A 22,156-nucleotide genomic window follows, 5' to 3' on the forward strand; every position below is an offset into this window, starting at 1 on the left:
ACGCACGCTTGTTGCCCGGTCAGTCGATCACTGCGCGGAAGACGAGCGTCGCGGTGTCGCCCGCAGCGATATCGCTAAGCGCACCAGTGACGTTCGTGCCGTCGTAGGAACCGCCGGCAGACCCGTCGAGGTTGCAGGTTCCCGACGAGACGGTGCCGTCCAGGAGGATCGAGCCCGCTTCGAAGGTCGTGTTCGCGGGAAGCGGATCGGTGACCACGATATTGGTCGCCGGTGCGCCGCCGGACGCGTTCGAAACCGCGATGCAATATTCGATTACGGCGCCCGGGATCGCCTTGGGCGTCCCGCCGGTCACATCGGTGATCGGATCGGAAACGATGCGGCTGGTTTTCAGCACCGAGAGAGCAGCAGCGAGGACCTGGTAATCGTCACGTGCAGAGAATGCGCCATCGTAATCGGCATCGGTCGCGCCCGAGCCATCGGCAAGAACGGTGTCGACCGCGTCGACCGTGTTGGTCGCCGAAGTGGTCAATTCGGCGCCGAGCGAGCCGGTCGCCCCGCCTTCATGGGCATCGGCGGTCAGCACGACGGTGGCGATGTCACCGGTCACCTGGCCAAGCGGGATGTCGGTTACGACAAAGACGGTTGCCGACGTGTCGGCCGCCAGTTCGTCGATATACGTCACGAGGGTGTCGGTCGACGGGTCGAAAACGCCGTCGCCATCGTCGAGATAAATCGTCGTCGTACCGGTGTCGAACGTGTCGGTGCCGCCAAACGCGCTGGTGCCGCCAGCCTGCTGGTCGACCGTCAGTGCGTAGTCGACCGTATCGTTCGATAGGTTGGTGACGGTGAAGGTCGTGACCTGCTGCGTCGACCCCGGCGAAACGATCGTCGCCGCCCCGCCGACTTCCTCGACGGTCAGGTTGACCCTGCGGTCGACGAGGAATTCGTCCGTGTTCGAGTCGACCGGGTCTTGCGTAACCCCGCCAACGTCGAAGGTGACCGAGACGGTGTTCTGGATCGCGGTGCCCGCGTCCGTGCCCTCGGCAAGGGCTGGGTTTGCGCTGAGAGCGACGAGCGCGATTGTGCTCACCGCGCCCAGCAATCTGCTGGTGCGTGTCATTTCAAAAAACCCTTCCTGGTTCTGCCCCGCGTTCGACCCGCCCGCGGAAATGGCGGTTTCCCCCCCCGCTGGTCAGCGGACGATGGCTTGATAGGACAGACTGCCGCGCTCGCCCGGTTCAAGGCGCGCGAGAGTCCAGCGAATATGGGTTACGTCGGCCAATTCGGCCTTCCGGCCAGCTTCGGAACTGACGGACAAGTCCGCCACGCTCGCAGCGTAGGTCTTTCCGCCATCGATCGAGACCACGAATGAATTGTCCTCGGCCGCCAGCTTGACCGCTGCGGGCAGCGGATTGGTCACGACGAAGTTTTCGATGACTTCGCTGCCGTTGTTGGCGTAGCTCGTCTCGAAGACCAGCTTGTCGCCCGGTACCACGTCCACCGGCGCGGTCAGGACCTGCTCGGACACGCCGTCATCGACGACCGTGCGCTCGACCTTGACGTCACTGTCGAGTGTGACCGGCGACTGGGCGAGAGCCGGACCGCTACCGAAGGTGGTGGCTGCAAGCAGCGCGCCAGCAATCAGCGCATTCTTGAGTGATACGTTCTTCATGGTCATTGTCCCTATCAATCGATCACAACGTCGAAGGTGATGGTGAAGCTGTCGCCGGCGTTCGCGTCGCCGATGAGGACGTCGATACCGCTTGCGTCGGCAGTGCCGGCATCGGTGTCGGCGGCATCGGTGAGCGAGGCTGCATCGAGCGTCATCGACCCTGCAGTGTAGGTGGTGTCGGTCGGCGTGGCGTCGGTGACGCGCAGGTCGGCAAGGCTGCCGCTGCCCGTGACCGAAGCGACGATGGTGAAGGTGATGGTTGCTCCCGGAACGGCCTCGTTCCCACCGAAGGGGTCGGCAACGGTCGCCGACTTGACCAGTGAGAGGCTGGCAATGGTCGCGAACAGCGAGCCGAAGTCGTCGTCATCTGCGCCGGTCGTACCGACGACCGCATCGCTCCCGTCGACGCCCTGGCCGGTGAAGGTCGTACCGGGCGCGCCCGTTCCGGTAACCGCCTCTGCCAGCAAGTTGACCTGGCTGGTCTCTGTATCTGAAACGCCGGCCGGTGCGCTCACGAGCACAAAAACCGTCAGCGAGCCGTCCGCGAGAATTTCCGGGGTGGCTTCCCCCGGTCCGAGGATAACATCGACGCCCGGATCGTAGACCCCGTTGCCGTTGGTGTCGTAAGCAATCGCATCGATCGTCACGTCGAAATCATTGCCGGCAACGGCCGGATCTGCAGTCAGGTCGTATGCTTCGGGGCCGTTGCCCGTGTTGGTGACTTGGAAGGTGAGAACCGCCGAACCCGAACCGATCGACACGGCGCTCGCGTCCTGCGTGACCACGGTCACGTCGAGCAGCTCGTCGACCTGGACGGTCACCGTGTTCGAATCCACCGTCTGCGGCGTACCGCCGGTATCGGAGTAAGTCGCCGATGCGGTGTTCTCGATGATCGTGCCTGCGGGTACGCCATCGGCCAGGGCCGGCTGCGCCGCAAGGAGCGTTGCGATAGCCAGCGAACTGGCGGCGATGCGTTGGGTTGCGTGTGTCATGCTCCCAAGGTGAGGGAACAAGGTTATCGAAAACTTACGAAAACCACGTATTCATACGAAGGTATGAGGCTAAACTTGTTAAAGATTGTAACATGGACGGAATGGGCTTTCCCGTCCGTGACAGGGTCTTAGAACGGAAAACAGAGAGGGTTGCGATGGTGCGACGGGTTCTTGTTGCCGATGACCATCCGCTGTGTAGCGCAGCGCTGACGCTGACGGTCCATTCGATCGATAGCGCCGTGGTTGTCGATACAGCCGTTTCAATTGCGGAAGTTGAGCGCGCTCTAGTGCGGGAGCGCTATGACGCCTTGTTCCTGGATCTCGCGCTAAAGGACAGTCAAGGTCTCGCGAACTTGTCGATGGTCCGCAACCTGAACAAGGATATCCCGGTCCTCGTCGTAAGTGGCAACGATCGCGGCGAAGTGATCGCCCGTGTAAAATCGTTGGGCGCCCGCGGCTTTCTGAGCAAGTCTGCTTCGGTTGCCGTGATGAAGGAGGCCGTGGACGCCGTCCTTGGCGGTGCAACCTATTTCCCGGATCTGCCTGATGCCATTCCCGAAGATGCCGACCAATTGAGTTCTGCGATCGAGCGCTTGTCTCCGGCTCAGACCAAGGTCGTGATCGAGCTCGCGAAGGGGCACTCCAACAAGGTAATCGCCGACGATCTCGATCTATCGGAGGCGACCGTAAAATCCCACCTTTCTGCGATATTCAAGGTTCTTGGGGTCACTAATCGTGCCCAAGCTATCATAGCGCTGCAGGAATCCAGTGCAAATATCTGATTATGAGAGAATAAATGGTAGGTCGCGGATCGCCCACTCCTGCGTTGCCAACGCGACATTGCAAAGGGTTTCAAAGTCATCGTCCGACCAGGTTGGACTGCGTTCGAGCCGGCGTGCCTCGACTGCAAGGCGCTCCGCTCCGCAGCTTGCTGCGGCGCCTGCCAGGCTGTGAAGAGTGCGGCGTTTCTCCGCGGCATCCAGAACGGCAAGCCGACGGGCATCCGCAAGACATGTGTTGGCCATGAGCCTGCAAAGCTTGATCATCTCTTCCCGCCCGAGCGCTTCTGCGCCTTGCTCGACCATCTCCATGTCGATCAGTGCGCTGGACGCCATACTCTGATGCCTTTCAATGGTCCGCATCTGGAGAATCAACGAGACCGCTTATCGTGACGTTACAACCTTATCAGAAATGCGCTTCACAGTATCAAAAAAGGTGCTCGTTTCGAGTGAGGAATAATCGGTTCCGGCAAAGGCAGGACGTTACTCAATATTAACTATACATCCGCCATGCAAATGACATGACAAGCCCGCTTGGAAGTGGAAGAGGTAGGGTCGAGCCTTTCGGCGCGTGCGCGAGCATCGCTGGCGCGACCCTGATCAGTCTTGTCTTCGGGCTTTTGGCTTTTGCGGCGATAGAGCTAACGCACGCTACAGGGCGGATTGCCGCCTTCTGGATAGCGAACGCGTTCGTCGTCGGGATGATCTACGGTCGCGGTGCTCGCTGCAAGATTGCTGCACTCGGTCTTTGTTTCGCTTCCGGAGTCGCAGCGAACCTTGCCGTCGGCGACGAACCCGTAATTGCGCTGATGCTTGCCGCGGCCAACATCTTCGAGATCGCGTTGGCGCTATGGGCGCTTGAGAAATTCGTGGATCGCACGACACTTTTTGAAGATGCTCGACAGTTTGGCAGGATGCTGCTGATCGGCGTTGCCGTGCCGGCGGTTTCCGGAATCGGCGCTGCTTCGGTTTTGCTGGCTTGGCAGGGTCAGGAATGGTGGTTCAGCTTCGGTCGCTGGATGTCCGGTCACGCGTTGGCGATCGCAATCTTATCCTCTCTCATACTTGTCCTCAGGGAAGCGCTCGAATTCCCTGAGAATGAATGGAGGAAACATCCTTTAATAAACTGGATATCAACGCTTTTCATATCGGTGATCGCGCTTTTGCTCATCTTCGCGCAAAACACGTATCCCTTCCTGTTTCTCGCCGCGCCAGTGGTTGTTCTCGCCGCATTCCTGACCGGCAGGTTGGGGACGGCGCTGGTGGTATTCCTGACTGCAATCGTGGCCGCTGTGGCGAGTTTCAATGGCTTCGGCCCGATCGCGCTGGTCGCGGGCGGGCCCAGGGAAGAGATCATTGCGTTCCAGACCTTCCTCGCGTCTTGCCTCGCGATCGGACTGCCTGTCGCGATGGTGCTGTCAAACCGTTCGGAAATTGGGCGCGACCTTCAGGAAAGTCGGGACTTCATGGGCTCTATCCTCGACGGGATCAGCGATCTCGTGTTCCGCGTCGATAGTGACTGGAAGTTCACCTATCTCAATCCCCGATGGGAAAGCGCTACCGGTCACAGTTCTGAAAGTCTGATCGGCGAAACACCCTTCGACCGCCTGATGAATCCAGGCACGATCGATCTGAAGGCCGAGAGGAGAGCGGTCGAAGCCGGCCAACGCGTCGGAGAGCAACACATTGTCGAAATCCGTACCGCAGCGGGCGAGACAAGGCAGATTGCTGTGAGGCTGACGCCGCAATTCGATAACTTGGGACGATTTGGCGGCGCCATCGGGACTGGCACCGATGTGACGGAGAAGATCGCACACGATCATGCTCTTGAATCGAGTGAGGCGCGCTTTCGCAAACTTGCAGAGGCTTCGCCGGTGGGTATCTTTCAGGCCGATGCCGAAGGACAGATCACCTACGTCAATGCTGCATGGTTGAAGGGATTTGGGCTCGAGCAAAGCGACATTCTGGGGGATGGGTGGAAAGAACGCTTGGCCACAGGCGAAGAATACGAAGCAGACCCCGCATTCACCGGTTTCCACAAGCCGGGGGACGTAAGGCGCCGCGTCATCCGCTATCGGGACGCAGCTGGAGGTGATGTGTGGATCGAGACGGTCAATGCGGCAGAATTCAGTGCTGAGGGAGAGATAGCGGGCTTCGTCGGGGTGGCCCACGACATCACTCAATTGGTCGAGACAACACAAAGCCTGGCCGAACGCGAAAGCCAACTTGCCCTGCTCGCCGATAACGTCACTGACGCGGTCCTAAGGCTGGACCTAGGCGGGGTGTGCAGATACGCTTCGCCATCTTCGAAGCAATTGTTCGGAATCGATCACAAGTTAATGATCGGTAATAAATTTATCACAGGTTTCCACCACGAAGACATAGCTGTCGTTGAAGCCGAGTTCGAAGCGCTCTCGACCGGTGCCAGCGACCGCGCGAGAATTGCATTCCGTTCCGAAAGAATTCTCGAGCCTGGGACCTATCAATGGCTCGAGGCAAATTGTGCCTTGGTACGAGATCCGGAAAGCGGGGATCCACTGGAGATCGTGGCTTCGCTGCGGAACATCGACGAAACGAAGCGTCTCGAATTCGCCCTCACCGATGCGAAACAGCGAGCCGAAGCCGCCACGCAGGCCAAGTCCGCTTTCCTCGCGAACATGAGTCACGAAATCCGCACACCCATGAACGGGGTCATCGGATTCACGGAGCTGGCCCTCGCAGGGGAGGTTGATGAAGACCAGCGTCAGAACCTGGAAATGATAGCGGACTCAGGCCGATCCATGCTTCGCCTTCTCAACGACTTGCTCGACTTTGCGAAGATCGAGTCGGGTCAAATGACGATTGCCGGCGAGCCGACCGATCTTCGGCACAAGATTGCTGGCGCAATCCGGCTGATGGAACCGGTCGCTCTGCAAAAGGGCTTGGCGCTCCAATTCGAATGTGACGCGGACGTGCCCCAGTGGTTCAGGTCGGATCCAATGCGACTTCGCCAGATCCTGTTGAATCTTGTCGGCAATGCCTTGAAGTTCACCGAACAGGGGACAGTCTCACTAAAGGCGCAGGCCGATCGCAAGGGCAGATGCATCAGGATTGCAGTAAGCGACACCGGGCCAGGCATTGCAGCGGATAGGCTTGAGCATATTTTCGACGAGTTCACGCAGGCAGACGAAAGTATTGCACGTCGCTACGGGGGGACGGGCCTGGGCCTGCCGATCAGCGCCAAGCTGGCGGGTCTACTTGGTGGAAGTCTCTCGGTTGAAAGCGAGGAAGGCGCAGGTTCGACTTTCATCTTGCATCTCCCTTTGCTGGAATGCGAGGCACCTTCCGGAAATGAAACCCCCGATCTTATGGAATCCCGCGAAGCGGGTCCCGCAAACATGCTGGTTCTCGTCGCGGAAGATAACCAGATCAATCAAATCCTGACCATCAAGATGCTAGAGAAGGCAGGGTATCGCACTCTCATAGCTGAAAACGGCCAGATTGCGCTGGAGACCGTGCTTGCAAGGCGGGGATCGATCGATCCGATCGGTGTTGTCTTGATGGACATGCAAATGCCGGAAATGGATGGGCTCGAGGCGACCAGACAGATTCGTGCTGCGGGAATTTGTGCAGAGGAACTCCCGATCATATCACTGACCGCCAATGCCTATCAGGAAGATGTCGAAGCGTGTCGTTCCGCTGGCATGCAAGCGCATCTCTCGAAGCCGGTCAGGCTTCGGGACTTGGATAGGGTTCTTGCAGATATCCCCATGAGGATGCGGCGCCCTGCGAAACCTGGCCCCGAACATTCTGAATGCGACGGCTTCGCTCAACTGTTCGAAGATCGCATAGCAAAGGCGCACGCGCTTGTTTTGCGACTGCAGGAATATGGCGTGCAACGAGAGAGCGACCTCGACCAGGTATTCGCGCTTTTACATCAGATTGCGGGTACTGCCGCGTATTTTGGTCAGGGGGAATTGGGGGACCATTGCCGGAACTTCGAAACCAATTATCGTGAAGCCTCTGGTTCAGTGCGGACCGAGCTTTTGGACTCAATATTGACCCATCTCGGGGGGATCAGCAGGACTGAAGTGCTCCGTGCCTTCTAGGCCAAATCAGTCCTTCTCATTGGTCGCACACTTCTGAAAGACGGCTGGTTGAGTAACTCCACACAGATTATTGCTCGAACTACATACGTGTCTTATGTAGAGAAAACATTGTAGTTCTAGAATGTTGGTTGGCAGGACTCCTCGGCAAAATCCTAGTGTTCTTGCTGAATTTTTGTGACCGCCCACGACCGAAGGAGCGCATTTGCCAAATGCCCCCGTCGCAGTCCGCTTAGTCTTCGAGAATTCGCAGAATAGCCACCGAACCGACTGGTGATCCATTTCATTGATGAGCCTCTCATCGCGTTCTTCGATCAATCTGCCGTAAAAGATCGACAAGAGGGGGGTGTTGGGGCTACTTTTACCTCAAGATAACAAAAATACGAAAAATCAATAAGGTAATTTCCGCCAGGCCGTTCCTCTGACGTTACTAACTTCACTCAGGGCCCGAATACGGAGTCACCGCGCGGAAGCACCGGAAGCGATCGGATCGTCCTTCGACCGCGATCAGACCGGTGTCGCCCCAGGGGCAAGCAGGCAGGGCCGCTATCCGTGCACGCGCCGGGCGCAGGCGAGCCAGCGCTGTCCGTCCGTCCCGCCGAAGAGTACCCGCAGGTCGCTGACGGGATACATTCCTTCAGAGCGCGGCGAATGTGCCGGCAAGTCTAGCCACTCCAGTCGGGTGGAGGTGAAGATATGAACTTGCGGCGCGAGGTCTTGCCTCGCCTCGAGCGTACCGACACGCACGAACGTTACATGCTCGCCGAACCCCGGATCGTTGCTCCAGAGCGCGACGTTGCATCGGGGACAGCGCAGGATCGTCTGGCCTTGCCCGCTTGCCGACGCGGTGACATGGGCCTCGGGCGACCTTTCGAGGACGCGCACGCGGTCGCTTTCGATCAGGGCATTGACAGCAAAGGCGCTTCCCGTTTCCCGCTGGCAATAGCTGCAGCGGCAGCCATGGATTGCGAAGGGCCTGTCCGTCAGTTCGAAACGCACCTCGCCGCAGCGCAACGACCTTGGATGTCGGGAGCCGCCATACTTGTCCTCCCAGCATGAAAAACCCAGTCATGATTACCCCACTTTCGTGCCCCGATTGCAAGCCGGAGCGCAGCTTTCCGGCCCCTTTCTGACCATGCCTCCCGGCCGGGTTGAACACTGCTTAACCAATCTTTCTTACCATCTGCGGTCCAAGCAAACCTCAGATGGGAAGATGGCTTCTCTCCCTTTCTTGTTGGGCCTCGGCAAAGGCGAGCAAGCGCTGCCGACCGAGCTGGTTTCGGCGCAACTGCGCGCGGCGCGCGGCGGGTATCCGCTCGTTTTCGGCTGCACCGTGCCGGCTGCCAGCCTGATCACCTTCACTGCGACCGATCCGATGCAGCTCATCCCCTTTCTAGTCGCCTTGTTGCTGGTGTCCTGCTGGACGCTTGCGGTGTGGCGGCGCAATCAGGCCAAAGACTGGCAGGTCGAGGATGCGCGCAAGGAAGTGCTCTCCACTGCCGGCTCGGCCCTGGTAACCGCGATCGCGTGGGGCCTGTTGCTGTGCGGCGCCATCGTCGACAACGATGTCGAGGGACAGATCCTCCTGTGCGGCGTCATCGCCGGGGTCATGGCGGTGGGCGCCCTGTCCGTTGCGACCGAAGTTTCGCGACGGGTTGCCGAACAATCCGAAGTGCCCACGCAGGTGGTCAGCGACGCGCGCTGGGGCGAACGGGTCATCAGTGAACTCGTCGAGGATGCGAAGCGTGTGGAAAAAGTCGCCGGGATGATCTCCAACATCGCGACGCAGACCAATCTGCTGGCGCTCAATGCGACCATTGAGGCGGCGCGCGCGGGAGCAGACAAATCGCGCTTCTCGGTGGTTGCCGGGGAGGTCAATTGCTGGCGAACCAGACTGCCGCTGCAACCCAGGACATTGCCGATATCGTCAATGCGATGCTGACGCGCGTCGAAGCCGTGGCCAAGACCATGGGCGGCATCATCTCCCAGGTCGGGGAGGTTTCGAACGCCACCGCTAGCATCCGCATGGCGACCGAGGATCAGACGCAGACGGCCGTGTCCATCGCGCGTCATGCCGAGCATACCGCCTCGGACAACGCCCGCCTGCAAATAGACGTCGAAAGCGCGGCGAGTGCGTCGGACGAGGGCCGTCGTCTGGCTGAGGAAATGGCGAACTCGACCGGTACGATTGCGATGAGAGCCGAAATCCTTGTCGAGGAAGCGGCCTCGTTCCTTACGAGCTTGCGCGCGGCCTGATCCGTCGCACCGGGCGCAAGTTCGGGTTTCCCGGGCGAACGGGCCGGCCAGATGCCGGCTCAGCTCAGGTCTCCGTTTCGCTCCACTTCAGATCGCCGACATAACGTTTTGCGGGGCGACCTTCGTCGTCGAGTGCAAGGAGGTGCAACCAGCGATTGTCGAACAGTTCGCGCACCTGCGGGTGCTTGTCGAGGATCGCCGTCATGGCATCGACCGGCGCTTCGATGCAGACCGCGAGGCGCAGCGGTTCGTGGACCAGCTGTTCCCCGTCATGGACCGATTGCCAGGATAGCCCGGCACGCATGTTGCCGCCATTCCCCTCGAACACGCCGATGCCGCCCACGACGTTGTGGAGCAGCTTGTTGCCGGCGCCGAAAGTGGTCGGGGCGACGGTCGAGCCATAATATTGCAGGCTGATCCAGCTTGCGACCACCACCGGTGCGGTCATGATCAATTCGAGCACGGCGAAGCCGTTCGCCTCGTCCTGGCGCCAGTCGTAGTCGTGGAGGAAGGCGCGGCCTTCTAGCTCTCGGCCGCTCGTGCGGTGGCGCGGTGCAGCGATGAAGGCCTTGCACCCTGCCAGCGCCCACTCGGGGCGGACTTCGGCCCAGTCGCGTGCGCGGCGGGCGATGTCGGCCCCGCCAGAGGCATGCGGCAGCCGGGGCGCGCGCTCGGCCCGGGCGAGGGCACCGGCTGTCTCCAGCCAGCTGCGCACCTGCGCCAGGTCGACAGGGGACGTGTCCTCCAGATCGCCATCGTAAAGCGTAACGCGGTCGGTGGTCGTGTCGTGGAGGGCGCCCACGAAAACCGTGTCCGCGGGTACGACGATCCCGCGCCCGGTGAGCCCGTCACGAACGGCGGCGTCGTTGAGCAGGCCGGCCAGCAGGCGCGCATTGACCTCGCCCGAATAGCCGCCGCAGGCGCCGCAGTGCAGGCCGCTGGCGTGGGGATTGTTGGTAACATTCGCGCCATGGCCCGCGATGAGCACCACCGGCGCGAAGGTGGTGGTTAGCGACATCGCCTTCAGGATCGTGTGCGCGGCGTCGATCCGCGCTTCAAGGGGAAGCTCCGGCGCGAGGCGCGGTGTGGGTTCGCCCGGCGCCGTCGAGCCCGCCAGTCCGAGCGCATCGCGCAGCAGCTTAACCACGTAGAGCGGTCCGGTGGCCTCCACGAAGGCGAAAGAGGAGACGGCGGCGAACTTGAACCGGCCCCAGGCGCGCTTGGCCCGCAGGGTGAAACGGGTGGTGCGATCGCGTTCGTCGTCGCCTTTGTCGCCGGCGACCGACGTAAGCGAAGGGTTGAGCAGCACCGGCAGGCGGCGCTCGGCGATGTCGGAGGCGAAGCCGCGATGCTCGGTCGCGAGACCGAAGAAGCCGGCGAAACCGATGGTCTGGATGGCGGGGTCGGCGCTTTCGAGCGCGCGACGGAATACTTCCGAGCGCACGTCTATGCAGAAGGCCGCCTGCAGGGCGGGCCGGTCGGTCGCAGGCTTCGGTCGGGCAGTCGCGAGGACGTCACCGAGCTCGCGCTGCGAGGCACGCTCGGCAGCTTCCTGCAGGATTTCGTCGATCACATCCTCCGGCTCGGCCGCGTGCGTCGCGGCATGGGCGGCGCGCACTTCGGCCCAGTCGTCGGCAATCGCCGCGCGGTGCTGGAGGTAGAGGGTCTCTTCCCACAACAGGCGGATGGCCAGCAGGTCGGACACGATGGCGTCGGTCCCCCCGGCAAGCTCGGCCTGCCACAGGCGATAGCGCGCATATTGCGCCCAGCCACCGAGCGAGAAGAGCAGCTGGTGGAAGAAGCCCGGCAACGCCGCCGACTCTAGGCCTAGCGTCCCCACCGCGCGCTCGATGAGCATGCGGGGGTTCTGCGGCGCCTCTGCGACGATGCGGGCGAAGCCGTCGAGGCCCATGATTTCGGGCGTGAGGTCGTGCGTCGCATAGGTGCGCCAGGCCGCCCATGCGGAGCGGCCCGGAATAGCGGGCCACAGGGCCTGTCCCTGGTCGAAATAGCTACCCAGCCAGGACCCGATCCGGTCGGCGAGGATGCCGGGCCAATCGGTGCCGCTCGCGCGGGCGGAGAGCATCGCCACGCTGGCGAGTGGGGCGGCCGTGGGAAGGTTCGCCGCGATCGCCTCGTGCAGCGCGGTAAGGTCGGCGGGCTTGCCCGCATGCGGCGAGGCGTCGAGCGCTGCAGCGAGATCGCCATCGGAGATGGTGCCGCTTGCGATCCGATCGCGGTACCATGCACGTGGCATGGTAACCGGCACCCCGCCGACACTGCGCAGGCGCGCAGCCGTTGCCGCCAGTGTCTCGCCCGACTGGCCGAGGAAGGGGTTGACCGCGACCGAAGAAGCCAGCGGCCATGCGGGCGGGATCTGGCGCACGGCGTGTTCGATGGCGTCCTCGATGGCGACGGCGAGCGCCGAAGCATCGAACTGGGCAGCGGGGAAGGGTGCGGTCATGGGCATGGTTTCCTGCATCGTCCGGTCAGCGGGTCTTGCGAACTGACCAGTTGCCGACCAGCCGGTCGAACACGGCATTGGCGTAAAGGCCGTTGGAGAGGTGGACGCGCAGGCCCGACGCGGCCGGGTGCATCGCCCAGCGCGGGAACAGCGCCTGCGCGACGGCGGTCAGGCCGAAGCTGAACACGGCGAGCGCGATCAGAGTCCACTCGAGCGGACCCGGAGCCGGGGTGGCGGGCAGCGTCCCCTCGGTCAGCCATTCGGACAGCCGCTGCAGTCCGAAATAGCCGAGCGAGGCGAGCACCGAATAAAGCGCGGTCTTGCGGGTGAGCGCGCGAGGGGCCTTGTCGGCGAGCCCTTGCGCCAGGAGATAGGCCACGCCGAAGACGAGGATCGCACCGAGGCCGATCGCCTGCGGGCTCTTGTGCGCCAGTCCGAACAGCGCGCCGATCGCGGCGTAGATGGCGAGCGCCAGGACGAAGGCGGCGGCGACGTTCCTGCCGCTGGGCACCGCGATCGGGCCGGGCCGGCGGTTCGCGGTCACGACCTCGACCGCCGAACCGGAGGACAGGAACGCGTGCGCCTTGTAGAAGGAGTGCGCGACGATGTGCAGCAGGGCGAGCGGGAACAGCGCGAGGCCGCACTGCATGATCATGAAGCCCATCTGGGCGATGGTCGACCAAGCGAGCGAATTCTTGACCGCCGGCTGGCCGAGCATGGCGAGCCCGCCCAATAGCGCGCTGAAACCGCCGATCATTACCAGCACCGCGAGCACGCCGGGTGCCATCAGCATGACATCGGCGAAGCGGACCAGCAGGAACCCACCGCCATTGACCACCCCTGCGTGCAGCGTGGCGGAAACCGGGGTCGGCGTGTCGACCACTTCGGTGAGCCAGCCGTGGGTGGGGAACTGGACCGACTTGAGGACTGCGGCGAAAGCGAGCAGGCCGGCGGCGATGATCGCGCTGGAGGGAGCCACACCCTCGCGCGCTGCCCCGAGGATCGTCGCGATGTCGGCTGTGCCATAGCCCCACCAGAGCAGGCCGGCCGCGGCGCCCAGCGCAATGTCGCTGGTCCGCGCGACGATGAACTTCTTGCGCGCGCCCCGTTGCGCCTGCAGCCGGTCGGGATAGAACAGCAGCAGGCGATGGAGACACAGGCTCGTAGCGATCCAGGCGGCCACCAGAAGCGACAGATTCCCGGCGACGACGAACAGCAGCACCGCTGCAAGCGTCGCGGACAACCAGCCGACAAACGCGCCCTGCCGCGCCTCGCCGTCGAGGTAGTTTGCGGAATAGCGCAGGACCACCCAGCCAATCACCGTAATCATGAGCAGCATGGTGACACTGACGGCATCCAGCCGGACCGAGAGGCCGAGCCCACCCCAGCCGATGACCGAAGAGGTCGCAGGGCCAGCCTGCACGAGACCGACGAGCGCGGCGAGCGAAATCGCGATTGCGGCCAATGCCGCCCCTTCCGCCGTCCGCAGAAGCCAGATCGGTCGCCGGCCCGGATTGAGGATGGCGAGCGCGGCGACGAATGCGAAGAGCAGCGGCGCGGCAAGAGGCAGGAATGGTTCGGTCATGGTCGCTCCGGAGGAGGATGCAAGGCAGGTCGGGCTGCCGGATAGGGCCATATCTGGATCAGGAAAAATACATTGTTTATACCTTTATGTTCTGATTAAGAGAACGAAATGGGCGAGCTCAACTATCATCACCTGCGGTATTTCCAGGCCGTTGCAGTCGAGGGCAACCTTACGCGCGCAGCGGAAAGCCTGAACGTTTCGCAATCTTCGGTGTCGACGCAGATCAGGCTGCTCGAGGAACGGCTCGGCCAGCAACTCTTCGAGCGTAGGGGGCGCTCTTTGCTGTTGACCGAGGCAGGGCGGATCGCGCTCGACTACGCCAATGCGATCTTCGCCAGCGGTGACGAGATGATTGCGACCTTGCAGGCCAGCGGTCGCCAGAGGCAGGCCTTGCGTGTGGGGTCATTGGCCACGCTGTCGCGCAATTTCCAGCTCACCTTCCTCCGCCCGGTGCTGGGCAGGAGCGACGTCGAGGTCATCCTCCATTCGGGCAGTGCGGGCGAACTGTTCAACGCGCTGGCCGACCTTCATCTCGATGTCGTGCTGACCAACCAGCCGCCGCCGCCCGACACACTGCGAAAATTCGTCGTCCGGCGGCTGGACGACCAGGCGGTGAGCCTGGTCGCGAAGCCGGAACTCTTGCCCCGCGACCGTTCGCTCGAACAGCATCTTGCGCTCGCGCCCATGGTCCTCGCCACTCCGGGATCCGCGCTGCGGATGGGCTTCGATGCCATGATGGACAGGCTCGGCCTGAACCCGCAGATCGCGGCCGAGGTCGACGACATGGCGATGATGCGCCTGCTCGTGCGCGAGGGTGTCGGCGTTGCGGCGCTGCCACCGATCGTCGTGCGGGACGAACTCGCCAGCGGCGAGCTGATCGAAAGCGCCGAGTTGCCGGGCCTTGCGGAAACCTTTTACGGCGTCACCGTCGAACGGAAATTCCCGAACCCGCTGCTACGATCGCTGTTGTAGCGGTGGCTGGGCCGCCACGTCGGTGCTGTCCGTGCGGCTGTTCCGACCCGTGGCCTTGGCGGGCTTGGCGGCGACGGCTCCGATAAGGTAGCGCGAGAATGGTGAGGTGGTACGTACGATCACGTGTACGATCACGGTCGAGATGGTCAGCGCGAGCACGAAGGCGGCGCATATGGCGATGCTGACGGCCAACCACGGATCGCCGACGGGTACCGCCTCCCCGAGCACCCTGGCAATCGGTCGCAAAAGCGGCCCATGGAGGAAGTAGATGCCGAAGGCGTAGTTTGCGAACAGCAGCAAAAGGGCCGAAGTGCGCGTGCCGAACGATTCGCAATGTTCGTACAACCACAGCAGCACCAGGCCGGATATCGCCAATCTCAGGATGTAGATCGCGCTTTCGCGGAGCGATGTCTGCCCGAGAAACTCGATCCCTCTGGCATCGAGAAAGGCCACGGCCGTCGCGCTGCAAACGACCGCGATCCACAGGACACCGCGGCTTTTGCGAAAGACGGTGAGGGCCCGGTCGAGATCCGCACCTATTGCCAGGCCGACGACATAGACCCCGATGAAAAAAGCGATCATCGCCGGCGTAACCTCGCTTCCCGTTCGTGAAACGAATAGCGGGACCAGCGCGATCGCCACCGCAAGCCATTGCCATGAGGGGGTTCGGACGATTGCCAGAAGCGGTGGGCTGATGATGTAAAGAACCATCACCACAGGTATGTACCAAAGCGTATTCCAGGCTTCGCCCAGCGCGACATTGTAGGCTGTCAGCCGCGCCAGACCGAGCGGGTCGAACGCGGCTCGCCCTGTGTAGCTCGCATAACCGTAGAGCAGGACTGTCAGGCCGATCGAAATGACCGCGTAGGGAACGAAGACGTTAAGGACCCGGGACTTCAGGAAGGGCAGATGCGGCTTGCGGTGGAGGGTGAAGGCGTAGAGCACCCCCGAGATAAGCGCGAAGTAGACCGTGGAATTGTGCGAGAGGATATGGACCACCGTGCGGACCCCGCTCGCGGTCTCTGCGCCTCCGTCTGATATTCCCCGCAGGAGCACGGCGTTTCCGGAATGGATCAGGACCACGAAAAGGATGGCGAAGGCCCTGAAGTAATCGAGGAAGGGGACGTGGCTCTTGCTGGCGAGCGGCGGGGTTTCCGTCTGGCGTGAAGGCAGGTCGGTCGATCGGTTCTGCATCTTATCTCCCCCTGCCGGCAGCACGTTCGCGGGCGAGCGCCGCGGGGTGTTCACGGTCGGCCATGGTCGATGGCGGTATCGGGCAGCAGCGAGACGGGTCGTGCGTCCGCGGATTGCCCAATGGCGGCAGGTTCACCGCGAGACACAGCAATGCCACGCCCGCTACGATGAGCGGTATGCGCCCGAGGCCCGAAGCGCCTGCCAGCACCAGCGGCACGGTCCATTGCGGGCTGTACAGGATCGCTTCGTCGGGGTTGAAATAGAGATAGAACGCCAGGATCGCCACGACCGCAAGCAGGATGCCGAGTGTCGTCGGTCTCTGCTCAGACCGCAGGCTATGCCAGATACCGTACACCAATGTTGCGATCAGCGCGCCGTAGGCGATGAGATTGACCGGCCGGGCCATGAGTTCGGCCAACTCGGGAATCAGAAACCGGCAGCGCAGAAATTCCAGAGGCGCCACGAAGGCGAAGACCAGCGCGTTCAGCAGGAAGTTTGCGATCGTCGCCAAGTCGGTGAAGTTGGCGAAGGTGGCATAGCGTGCGAGATAATTGGCGTGCCAGCTCGAGCCCGCATCGGTCCCTTCGGCGACGAGTACCGGCAGCACCGGCGCGATGGCGACGCACAGCAGCGGGAGCCCTGCAGCAATCGCCAGTCTGCGCCCGTCGAGTTGCTGGCGCAGCGGCCACAAATTCGCGAAATAGACCAGCAGGAAAGCGAGCGCAGGCGCGTTGGCAAAGCCAAGCCCCAATGTCAGCAGGCCTGCCATCAGCGGCGCGAAGACGGGTTCGCTCTTCGCATGCTCGGCGGCGAGCGGGAAGAAGATCAGCGCAGTCACGATCATCGCGATGGTCACGCCGTAGGTTTCGGTAATGCCGAGCAGGGTCGCGGTGCCCAATCCGGAAAAGGCCATAAGGGCGAGGGCGACAGAGGGGAGGGACGCACAGGCGTTTGCGCGTCCGAAGACGTAGATCAGGGCTGCAGCAAGCGTATTGACGGTTGCCAGCGCAGCCGAACCGGCCACCGCCGGCGCAAGGCCTGCCAGTTTGAAAGGCATGGCGAGCAAGCCGAGCATGACGACGGCGAGCGCGTGCTTCTGGACTTTGATGCCGGTATACTGCTCGGTCGCGAGAGCCTTGGCATAAGTGGCCGCGTCGGCCCCGAAGATGCAGTTGTTGACCTGTAGCGCCTCGCGGCTCGCTTCCAGCCTCAGGTAGGATACGGCGAACACGACCGCTCCGAGCGACAGCAACGCCAAGGCATCGCGGCCGTTCAACGACTTGCCTTCAGGCAGTACGCTGGCGAGGACTTTACGCAAGTCGCATACCGCCTTCAAAACGCGATCTTTCGGGCGTCACCATGCAGCGAGGGTCACCAAGGTCATCCCTACACCGCACCACCGGCTATGCGCATCGCGGAGCGTAAATAGCACCGGATCGTCGACGATCATCTTGCGGTTGGCGAGCAGCAGGAGCCGCATCAGCCAGTATACGAGAATGGGAACCATGAGCCACAGCAGGCGCGGATCGCTGAAATTGTCGGTGACATCGCTCGATCCGATGAAGCGGACAAAGATCGCGATCGAGCACATCGATGCACCTGTCGCTAGGGCAAGGAGGATCGGGATGTCCTCCTCTCGATATGCGCGACCCGGGAGCTGCTCATGGCCGTCGAGCAGGGACGTGAACAACTCGGAACAACGCTTGATGAGGGCCAGAGCCAGGAAGAGCAGGCAGGAAAAGCCAAGTATCCAGTCCGACGAGTCCAGGCCGGCAAGATCGGCTCCGATGGCCTCGTCCCCGGCGACGACGCGCAGCGTGTAAAGGCATGCGATCACAACGATGTCGAGACCGAGCATCCGCTTGAAGAGCAGGGTGTAGCCGAGCGTGGTCACGAGATAGATTGCGAGCACCACGGCAAACCCGTGCGGGAGTAGCAGCGTCAGCGCAGAAGCGAAGAGCAGCAAGGCTATCGCGCAGGACATTGCCGCGCGCTCGCTCAACGCTCCGCTCGCGATCGGGCGCTGGGACTTGATCCTATGCATCCTGTCGGACCTGATGTCTCTCAGATCGTTGAACAGATAGGTCGCCGAAGCGAGCAGGCTGAACGAAAAAAACGCCACGAGCGCGTCGAGGAAGTCTTCGAGCGTAAAGGCATGGCTGACAAGAAGCGGCACGAAAACCAGGGTATTCTTGGGCCATTGATAAAGGCGCATGCCTTGCAATGCGCCGGCGATACTGCTGCCATGGCGTGCGCTGGCCGGGTCGCTCTCTGTGACTTGGCGATGATCGGACGCTCGCGTGCCCACTCGTGCTCTCGCTGCTGTTCTGCTTGGGCAAGCCTATGCGAAAGCCGGACGGTAGGCGCATGCAATTGCGAGGTAATCCGTTTTCAAGGTCGGGACTGGAGACCATCGAGTGGCGCAAAACGCCGACTCGCCGCCATCCATGCGCGACATCGGGCTTCATCGTGGCCATTCTCGGCAACTTTGAGAACGTTCAGCGGAGCGGGAATGCAAGAATGACGTAAGCCGTTTGGTGAGTTTCACCGCCCATGTCTCAAAACGGGACACTTGAAGGTTATCCCCTGTTTTCAGGCGTATATAGGGCGATTCCTCATCACCGGAGAGCCGGCAACCACGGACCACGCGCCTTGCGGTATGATGCTCAGGCCAAATCTTCTTGAGTGAAACCGAAAAATAACTATCGTGATAGGTGAAAGCCACAGCGCCGGGACCTCTGGACGGGACCCCAAAACACAGCGATGTCGTTTTCATACAACGATAAAATCAAATCAACAGTGGGTTCGCGTACTTCCATACCAAGGACGGGGTACACGAATATGTTGGATAAAACCGAAGTAAACGTGGCGCTCGTATGCGCCAATTCCATAATGCGAGAAGGTCTCAGTCGAATTCTTGGTGAAGAAGAATTCGTTGTCGAGAGATCCTACAAGAATTGCGAGGCCATGTTGGCTGGGGCTGAAGGCCCGGTCGAAGCCTCGGAACTCATCGTGATCGATGTGAGTGCCGCCCAGGACGTCAAGACCGAGGTCATGGCGATGCACAAGGCCTTTCCCAAATCGCGGCTCGTCCTGCTTACGGACGAGTTCGAATACGAGATCATGGTCGATTCCTTCCGGGCCGGCGTTGACGGCTATATCGTCAAGGAAATCGCCTGCCGCTCGTTGGTGGAATCCCTGCGCCTCGTGACGCTCGGCGAAAAGGTCCTGCCCAGCGCGCTGCTGGAGCACCTTTCCGATCGGAGCGTGATGCCGGGGCGCAGCGGCCAGAGCGGCGCGGAACTCGTCAAGCTGCTCTCGGAGCGCGAGATCGAGACACTGCGCTGCCTGATCATGGGCTATCCCAACAAAGTGATCGCACATCGGCTCGATATCAGCGAGGCAACCGTCAAGGTCCATGTGAAGGCGATCCTGCGCAAGCTGATGGTCCAGAACCGCACCCAGGCGGCGATCTGGGCGGTCAACAACGGTGTCGATGCCAATGCGACCTGTGCGACCGTCGCGGTCGAACCGCAGGCGGTCGAAGCACCCGCCGAATCGATGGCCCTCAGCCAGTCGGCCTGAGCCGACCGGTCACGGCCCTGACGACATTGAGGCACCGGCCCCGCTTCAGCGGGCTCCGGTGCCTTTGGTCGTGTTTTGGAGCCCGACGGACATGGCCTCGATTCTGATCGGAATTGCCAAGCCTTATGGGCAATTGCGGGTGTCACCACGGCCGCGCATGATGGCGCTTGCCGAAGACAGATAGTGGGCAACAGCGATGCATATCGACGCGCTTCAAAGTCACGGACAGGTCGCCGTGAGCCATGTAGCGGAAGGGCGATAACGTGGCTTCGTCATTCCTCACCGAGCTGCGCCGGCGCGACATTGCCGAATTGGTACGCTTCCTCGCCGTGGGCGGGTTCAACACGCTGCTTGGCTACGCGATCATCGTGGGAGCGCTGCATCTCGGCGCGGGCGACTACCCGGCCAATGTCATCGGCTTCTCGCTCGGCCTGCCGATCTCGTGGCTGCTCCATCGCGTGCTGACTTTCCGGGTGCGTCACGAAATCTCGCGGCGTGAACTGGTTCGCTACGTGCTGGTGGTTGCCTTCGCCTACGCAGTAAACCTTGGCGTCGTCGCCGGCGGTCGAGGACTTGGCTTCACTGAGAGCCCGCTGGTCCAGCTTGTCGCGATCTGCGTCTATGCCGCCCTATTCTACGTGCTCAGCCGCCGTTTCGTATTTCCCGCAAGTGACCCGAGCGGCGCGGCTCCTCGAAGTTCAGGCGGGTCTCGATAATCGGGTCCGCCTCGGTCCGCGACTGGATGAACAGGCGGCCGATATATTCCCCCAGGATGCCCATGAAGATCGCATTGATCGAGATCGACATGAGCAGCAGGATTGTTGTGGTCGCGAAACCCGCTGGCCAGGCCTGTCCGAGGAAGACCCGGCCGAGGATGTATATGAAGGACAGCAGCATCGTCAAAAGTCCGATGATGATCCCCGCATAGGAAGCGAGCCGCAGCGGCAGGAGCGAGTGGTTGAGCAGCCCGTCCACCGCCAGCGAGATCATCGACTTGAGCGGAAACTTGCTCTCGCCCGCAACGCGGTCCGCGCGGTCGTATTCAAAGCCGACCTGCGAGAAGCCCATCGAGCTGATCAGGCCGCGCAAATAGGGCGTGGTGTCGTTGACCTTGCGCAGTTCGTCGAGGATGCGGCGGTCGCACAGCCGGTACTCGCCGACGTTCACCGGCAGGTTGTCGTCGCTGATGCGCGAGATCAGCCGGTAGAAACCGCGGCGCAGCTGTCGCACGATGAAGCCATCAGGCAGCGAGCGGCGGATGCCGTAGACCACTTGGTGATCCATCCGCCACAACCGCAGCATGTCGGGGATCAGCGAGGGCGGGTCCTGAAGGTCGCAGTCGAGCTGGATCGAGCATGCGCCAGAGGCGGCCTTGTAGCCGCACAGCAGCGAGCGCTGGTAGCCGAAATTGCGCGAGAAGCGGATCACCTTGACCTTGGGATCGCGCTTGGCGATGCCCTCGAGCAGTTCGAAGGTCCGGTCGGTCGAGTGGTTGTCGGTGAAGATGATCTCGTAGTCGTAGTCGGGCAGTCGCTCGAACGTTTTCAGGATGGCGTTGTAGGCGCGTTCGACGTTCTCTTCCTCGTTGAAGGCGGGGACGAGGATCGAAACGAGTGTCTTGGCATCCTCATCCATGGCGCTCTCCTGCCGCTGCGAGCGTTGTCCGATTCTCTAGCGCGAGCATGCGCAGACCGTCGTGCAAGGGTATGGTGGCCTCCCAGCCGTAAAGGCGCTTGGCCAGTGTGTTGTCGCAGCGCAATTCGCTCGGACTATCGGGCGCGGCGTCTGTGGCGCTCGTTATGAGATCGGGCCTGCAGCCTGTGATCTCGACCATGTGCTCGCCGACTTCGCGCATGCTGGGTGCATATCCAGTGCCGATGTTCACATGGGTTGCGCCAGCGCGCGGTCTTTCAGCGAGCTCAAGCAACACACCGACCACGTCGTCGACATGGATGAGATCGCGCCTGTCGTCGGGCCGCTGGAGTTTGAAGGCTTCGCCGCGTTGGCAGGCGTCCAGCATGGCGGGAATCATGAAGCGCTTGTCCTGTTCGGGACCATAGGTCAGCGCGAGCCGTGCGGTCACGGTCGGGAAGGGCAGGGTATTCTGCAGCATGGCCAGATGCTGCGTGCCCGCGAGCATGGCGGCACCATAGGGTGTGGAGGGAGCCTCGCGCCGATCCTCGCGGAAGGGCAGGGCGGAATTGCCGTATTCGGCGATCGTCCCTGCGCGGATGAAATGCGCCGGCGGTTCGGCGCGGTCGGCGAGTGCGCTCACGAAGCTCAGCAACGGCGTCAGAATGCGGTCTATCGAGTCCTGTGCGGCATCGATAGAGGGGGCGATGCCCCCGCGCGTCGGGGTCGCGAGGTGGAAGACGAGTTCGGGGCGCGCCGCCTCGATCACGAGCGCCATCGCCGCCCCATCCTCGAGATCGGCCGAATGCATGGTGACGCGATCGGCCAGCCCCACAATCCGGATCCGCGATCCGCCGGGCCGCACGAGCGCGTGGACCTCGGCACCCGCATTCGCCAGGCGGCGGCACAGGTGCGATCCGATGAACCCGGCGGCTCCGGTGACGAGGCAGCGTGCTCCCTTCAACTACCCTTCCTCTCG

The 22,156-nt window shown here is 62.1% G+C and carries 19 protein-coding genes; 7 read left to right on the plus strand and 12 right to left on the minus strand.

Translation table 11 applies throughout. The features are described from left to right. Positions 1 to 19: 19 nt before the first annotated feature. From K3172_RS07925 to K3172_RS07935, 3 genes are all read right to left on the minus strand, one after another. Positions 20 to 1,081, minus strand: a complete 1,062-nt coding sequence (locus K3172_RS07925) for a DUF11 domain-containing protein (protein WP_221588550.1) — start codon at positions 1,079 to 1,081, stop codon at positions 20 to 22. A 72-nt stretch (positions 1,082 to 1,153) separates the two neighbouring features. Then, entirely contained in the window at positions 1,154 to 1,633 is a 480-nt protein-coding gene (locus K3172_RS07930) for a hypothetical protein (RefSeq protein ID WP_221588552.1), read from the minus strand. A 14-nt stretch (positions 1,634 to 1,647) separates the two neighbouring features. Next, entirely contained in the window at positions 1,648 to 2,625 is a 978-nt protein-coding gene (locus tag K3172_RS07935) for a hypothetical protein (RefSeq protein WP_221588554.1), read from the minus strand. Between the two features lie 92 nt (positions 2,626 to 2,717). On the opposite strand from K3172_RS07935, the gene K3172_RS07940 reads away from it, so the two are divergent. Next, positions 2,718 to 3,407 carry a response regulator transcription factor gene (locus K3172_RS07940; RefSeq protein WP_221588556.1) on the plus strand — a complete coding sequence of 230 codons (690 nt, stop codon included), beginning with the start codon at positions 2,718 to 2,720 and terminating at the stop codon, positions 3,405 to 3,407. Here K3172_RS07940 and K3172_RS07945 read toward each other — a convergent pair whose 3' ends face one another. Further along, on the minus strand, positions 3,408 to 3,740 hold the full coding sequence (locus K3172_RS07945) for an Hpt domain-containing protein (protein ID WP_221588558.1): 333 nt from the start codon (positions 3,738 to 3,740) through the stop codon (positions 3,408 to 3,410). A gap of 185 nt (positions 3,741 to 3,925) precedes the next feature. Between K3172_RS07945 and K3172_RS07950 the strand changes: the two genes are divergently transcribed. After that, positions 3,926 to 7,492 carry a PAS domain S-box protein gene (locus K3172_RS07950; protein WP_221588560.1) on the plus strand — a complete coding sequence of 1,189 codons (3,567 nt, stop codon included), beginning with the start codon at positions 3,926 to 3,928 and terminating at the stop codon, positions 7,490 to 7,492. A gap of 543 nt (positions 7,493 to 8,035) precedes the next feature. Here the strand turns inward: K3172_RS07950 and K3172_RS07955 are convergent. Next, positions 8,036 to 8,488 carry a GFA family protein gene (locus K3172_RS07955; RefSeq protein ID WP_221588562.1) on the minus strand — a complete coding sequence of 151 codons (453 nt, stop codon included), beginning with the start codon at positions 8,486 to 8,488 and terminating at the stop codon, positions 8,036 to 8,038. A 214-nt stretch (positions 8,489 to 8,702) separates the two neighbouring features. On the opposite strand from K3172_RS07955, the gene K3172_RS07960 reads away from it, so the two are divergent. Both K3172_RS07960 and K3172_RS15530 read left to right on the plus strand, forming a co-directional pair. Then, positions 8,703 to 9,431, plus strand: a complete 729-nt coding sequence (locus K3172_RS07960) for a methyl-accepting chemotaxis protein (protein ID WP_247717964.1) — start codon at positions 8,703 to 8,705, stop codon at positions 9,429 to 9,431. After that, positions 9,425 to 9,745 (plus strand): hypothetical protein, encoded by a 321-nt coding sequence (locus K3172_RS15530; protein ID WP_247717965.1) that lies wholly within the window; start codon positions 9,425 to 9,427, stop codon positions 9,743 to 9,745. Before K3172_RS07960 ends, K3172_RS15530 begins: the two co-directional genes overlap by 7 nt. Before the next feature lie 64 nt (positions 9,746 to 9,809). On the opposite strand, the gene K3172_RS07965 is transcribed toward K3172_RS15530, so the two are convergent. Together K3172_RS07965 and K3172_RS07970 are read right to left on the minus strand one after the other, a co-directional pair. Next, positions 9,810 to 12,209 (minus strand): YbcC family protein, encoded by a 2,400-nt coding sequence (locus tag K3172_RS07965; protein ID WP_221588564.1) that lies wholly within the window; start codon positions 12,207 to 12,209, stop codon positions 9,810 to 9,812. A gap of 25 nt (positions 12,210 to 12,234) precedes the next feature. Then, positions 12,235 to 13,794, minus strand: a complete 1,560-nt coding sequence (locus K3172_RS07970; RefSeq protein WP_221588566.1) for a proton-conducting transporter transmembrane domain-containing protein — start codon at positions 13,792 to 13,794, stop codon at positions 12,235 to 12,237. A 108-nt stretch (positions 13,795 to 13,902) separates the two neighbouring features. On the opposite strand from K3172_RS07970, the gene K3172_RS07975 reads away from it, so the two are divergent. Beyond that, on the plus strand, positions 13,903 to 14,766 hold the full coding sequence (locus tag K3172_RS07975; protein WP_221588568.1) for a LysR family transcriptional regulator: 864 nt from the start codon (positions 13,903 to 13,905) through the stop codon (positions 14,764 to 14,766). Here the strand turns inward: K3172_RS07975 and K3172_RS07980 are convergent. Genes K3172_RS07980 through K3172_RS07990 form a run of 3 tightly spaced genes read right to left on the minus strand, consistent with a single transcriptional unit; the run spans position 14,749 to position 18,268 of the window. Then, positions 14,749 to 15,960: an acyltransferase gene (locus K3172_RS07980; RefSeq protein ID WP_221588570.1), complete on the minus strand. Its 1,212-nt coding sequence runs from the start codon at positions 15,958 to 15,960 to the stop codon at positions 14,749 to 14,751. The genes K3172_RS07975 and K3172_RS07980 overlap by 18 nt on opposite strands. Position 15,961: 1 nt before the next feature. Further along, a complete protein-coding gene (locus K3172_RS07985) occupies positions 15,962 to 17,278 on the minus strand; it encodes a hypothetical protein (protein WP_221588572.1) in 1,317 nt (438 codons plus the stop codon). 36 nt (positions 17,279 to 17,314) lie between these two features. Then, complete coding sequence (locus K3172_RS07990; protein ID WP_221588574.1) at positions 17,315 to 18,268, minus strand: UbiA family prenyltransferase; 954 nt, start codon at positions 18,266 to 18,268, stop codon at positions 17,315 to 17,317. A gap of 659 nt (positions 18,269 to 18,927) precedes the next feature. Here K3172_RS07990 and K3172_RS15670 point away from each other — a divergent pair. Next, complete coding sequence (locus tag K3172_RS15670) at positions 18,928 to 19,545, plus strand: LuxR C-terminal-related transcriptional regulator (protein ID WP_282098593.1); 618 nt, start codon at positions 18,928 to 18,930, stop codon at positions 19,543 to 19,545. A gap of 263 nt (positions 19,546 to 19,808) precedes the next feature. Further along, entirely contained in the window at positions 19,809 to 20,261 is a 453-nt protein-coding gene (locus K3172_RS08000; RefSeq protein ID WP_221588578.1) for a GtrA family protein, read from the plus strand. Here K3172_RS08000 and K3172_RS08005 read toward each other — a convergent pair. Next, positions 20,188 to 21,180, minus strand: coding sequence for a glycosyltransferase family 2 protein (locus tag K3172_RS08005; protein ID WP_221588580.1), 993 nt, complete (start codon positions 21,178 to 21,180; stop codon positions 20,188 to 20,190). The genes K3172_RS08000 and K3172_RS08005 overlap by 74 nt on opposite strands. Then, positions 21,173 to 22,141 carry an NAD-dependent epimerase/dehydratase family protein gene (locus K3172_RS08010; protein ID WP_221588582.1) on the minus strand — a complete coding sequence of 323 codons (969 nt, stop codon included), beginning with the start codon at positions 22,139 to 22,141 and terminating at the stop codon, positions 21,173 to 21,175. Before K3172_RS08010 ends, K3172_RS08005 begins: the two co-directional genes overlap by 8 nt. Positions 22,142 to 22,156: the final 15 nt, after the last annotated feature.

The organism is Qipengyuania proteolytica (assembly GCF_019711565.1).
Classification (GTDB): Bacteria; Pseudomonadota; Alphaproteobacteria; order Sphingomonadales; family Sphingomonadaceae; genus Qipengyuania; species Qipengyuania proteolytica.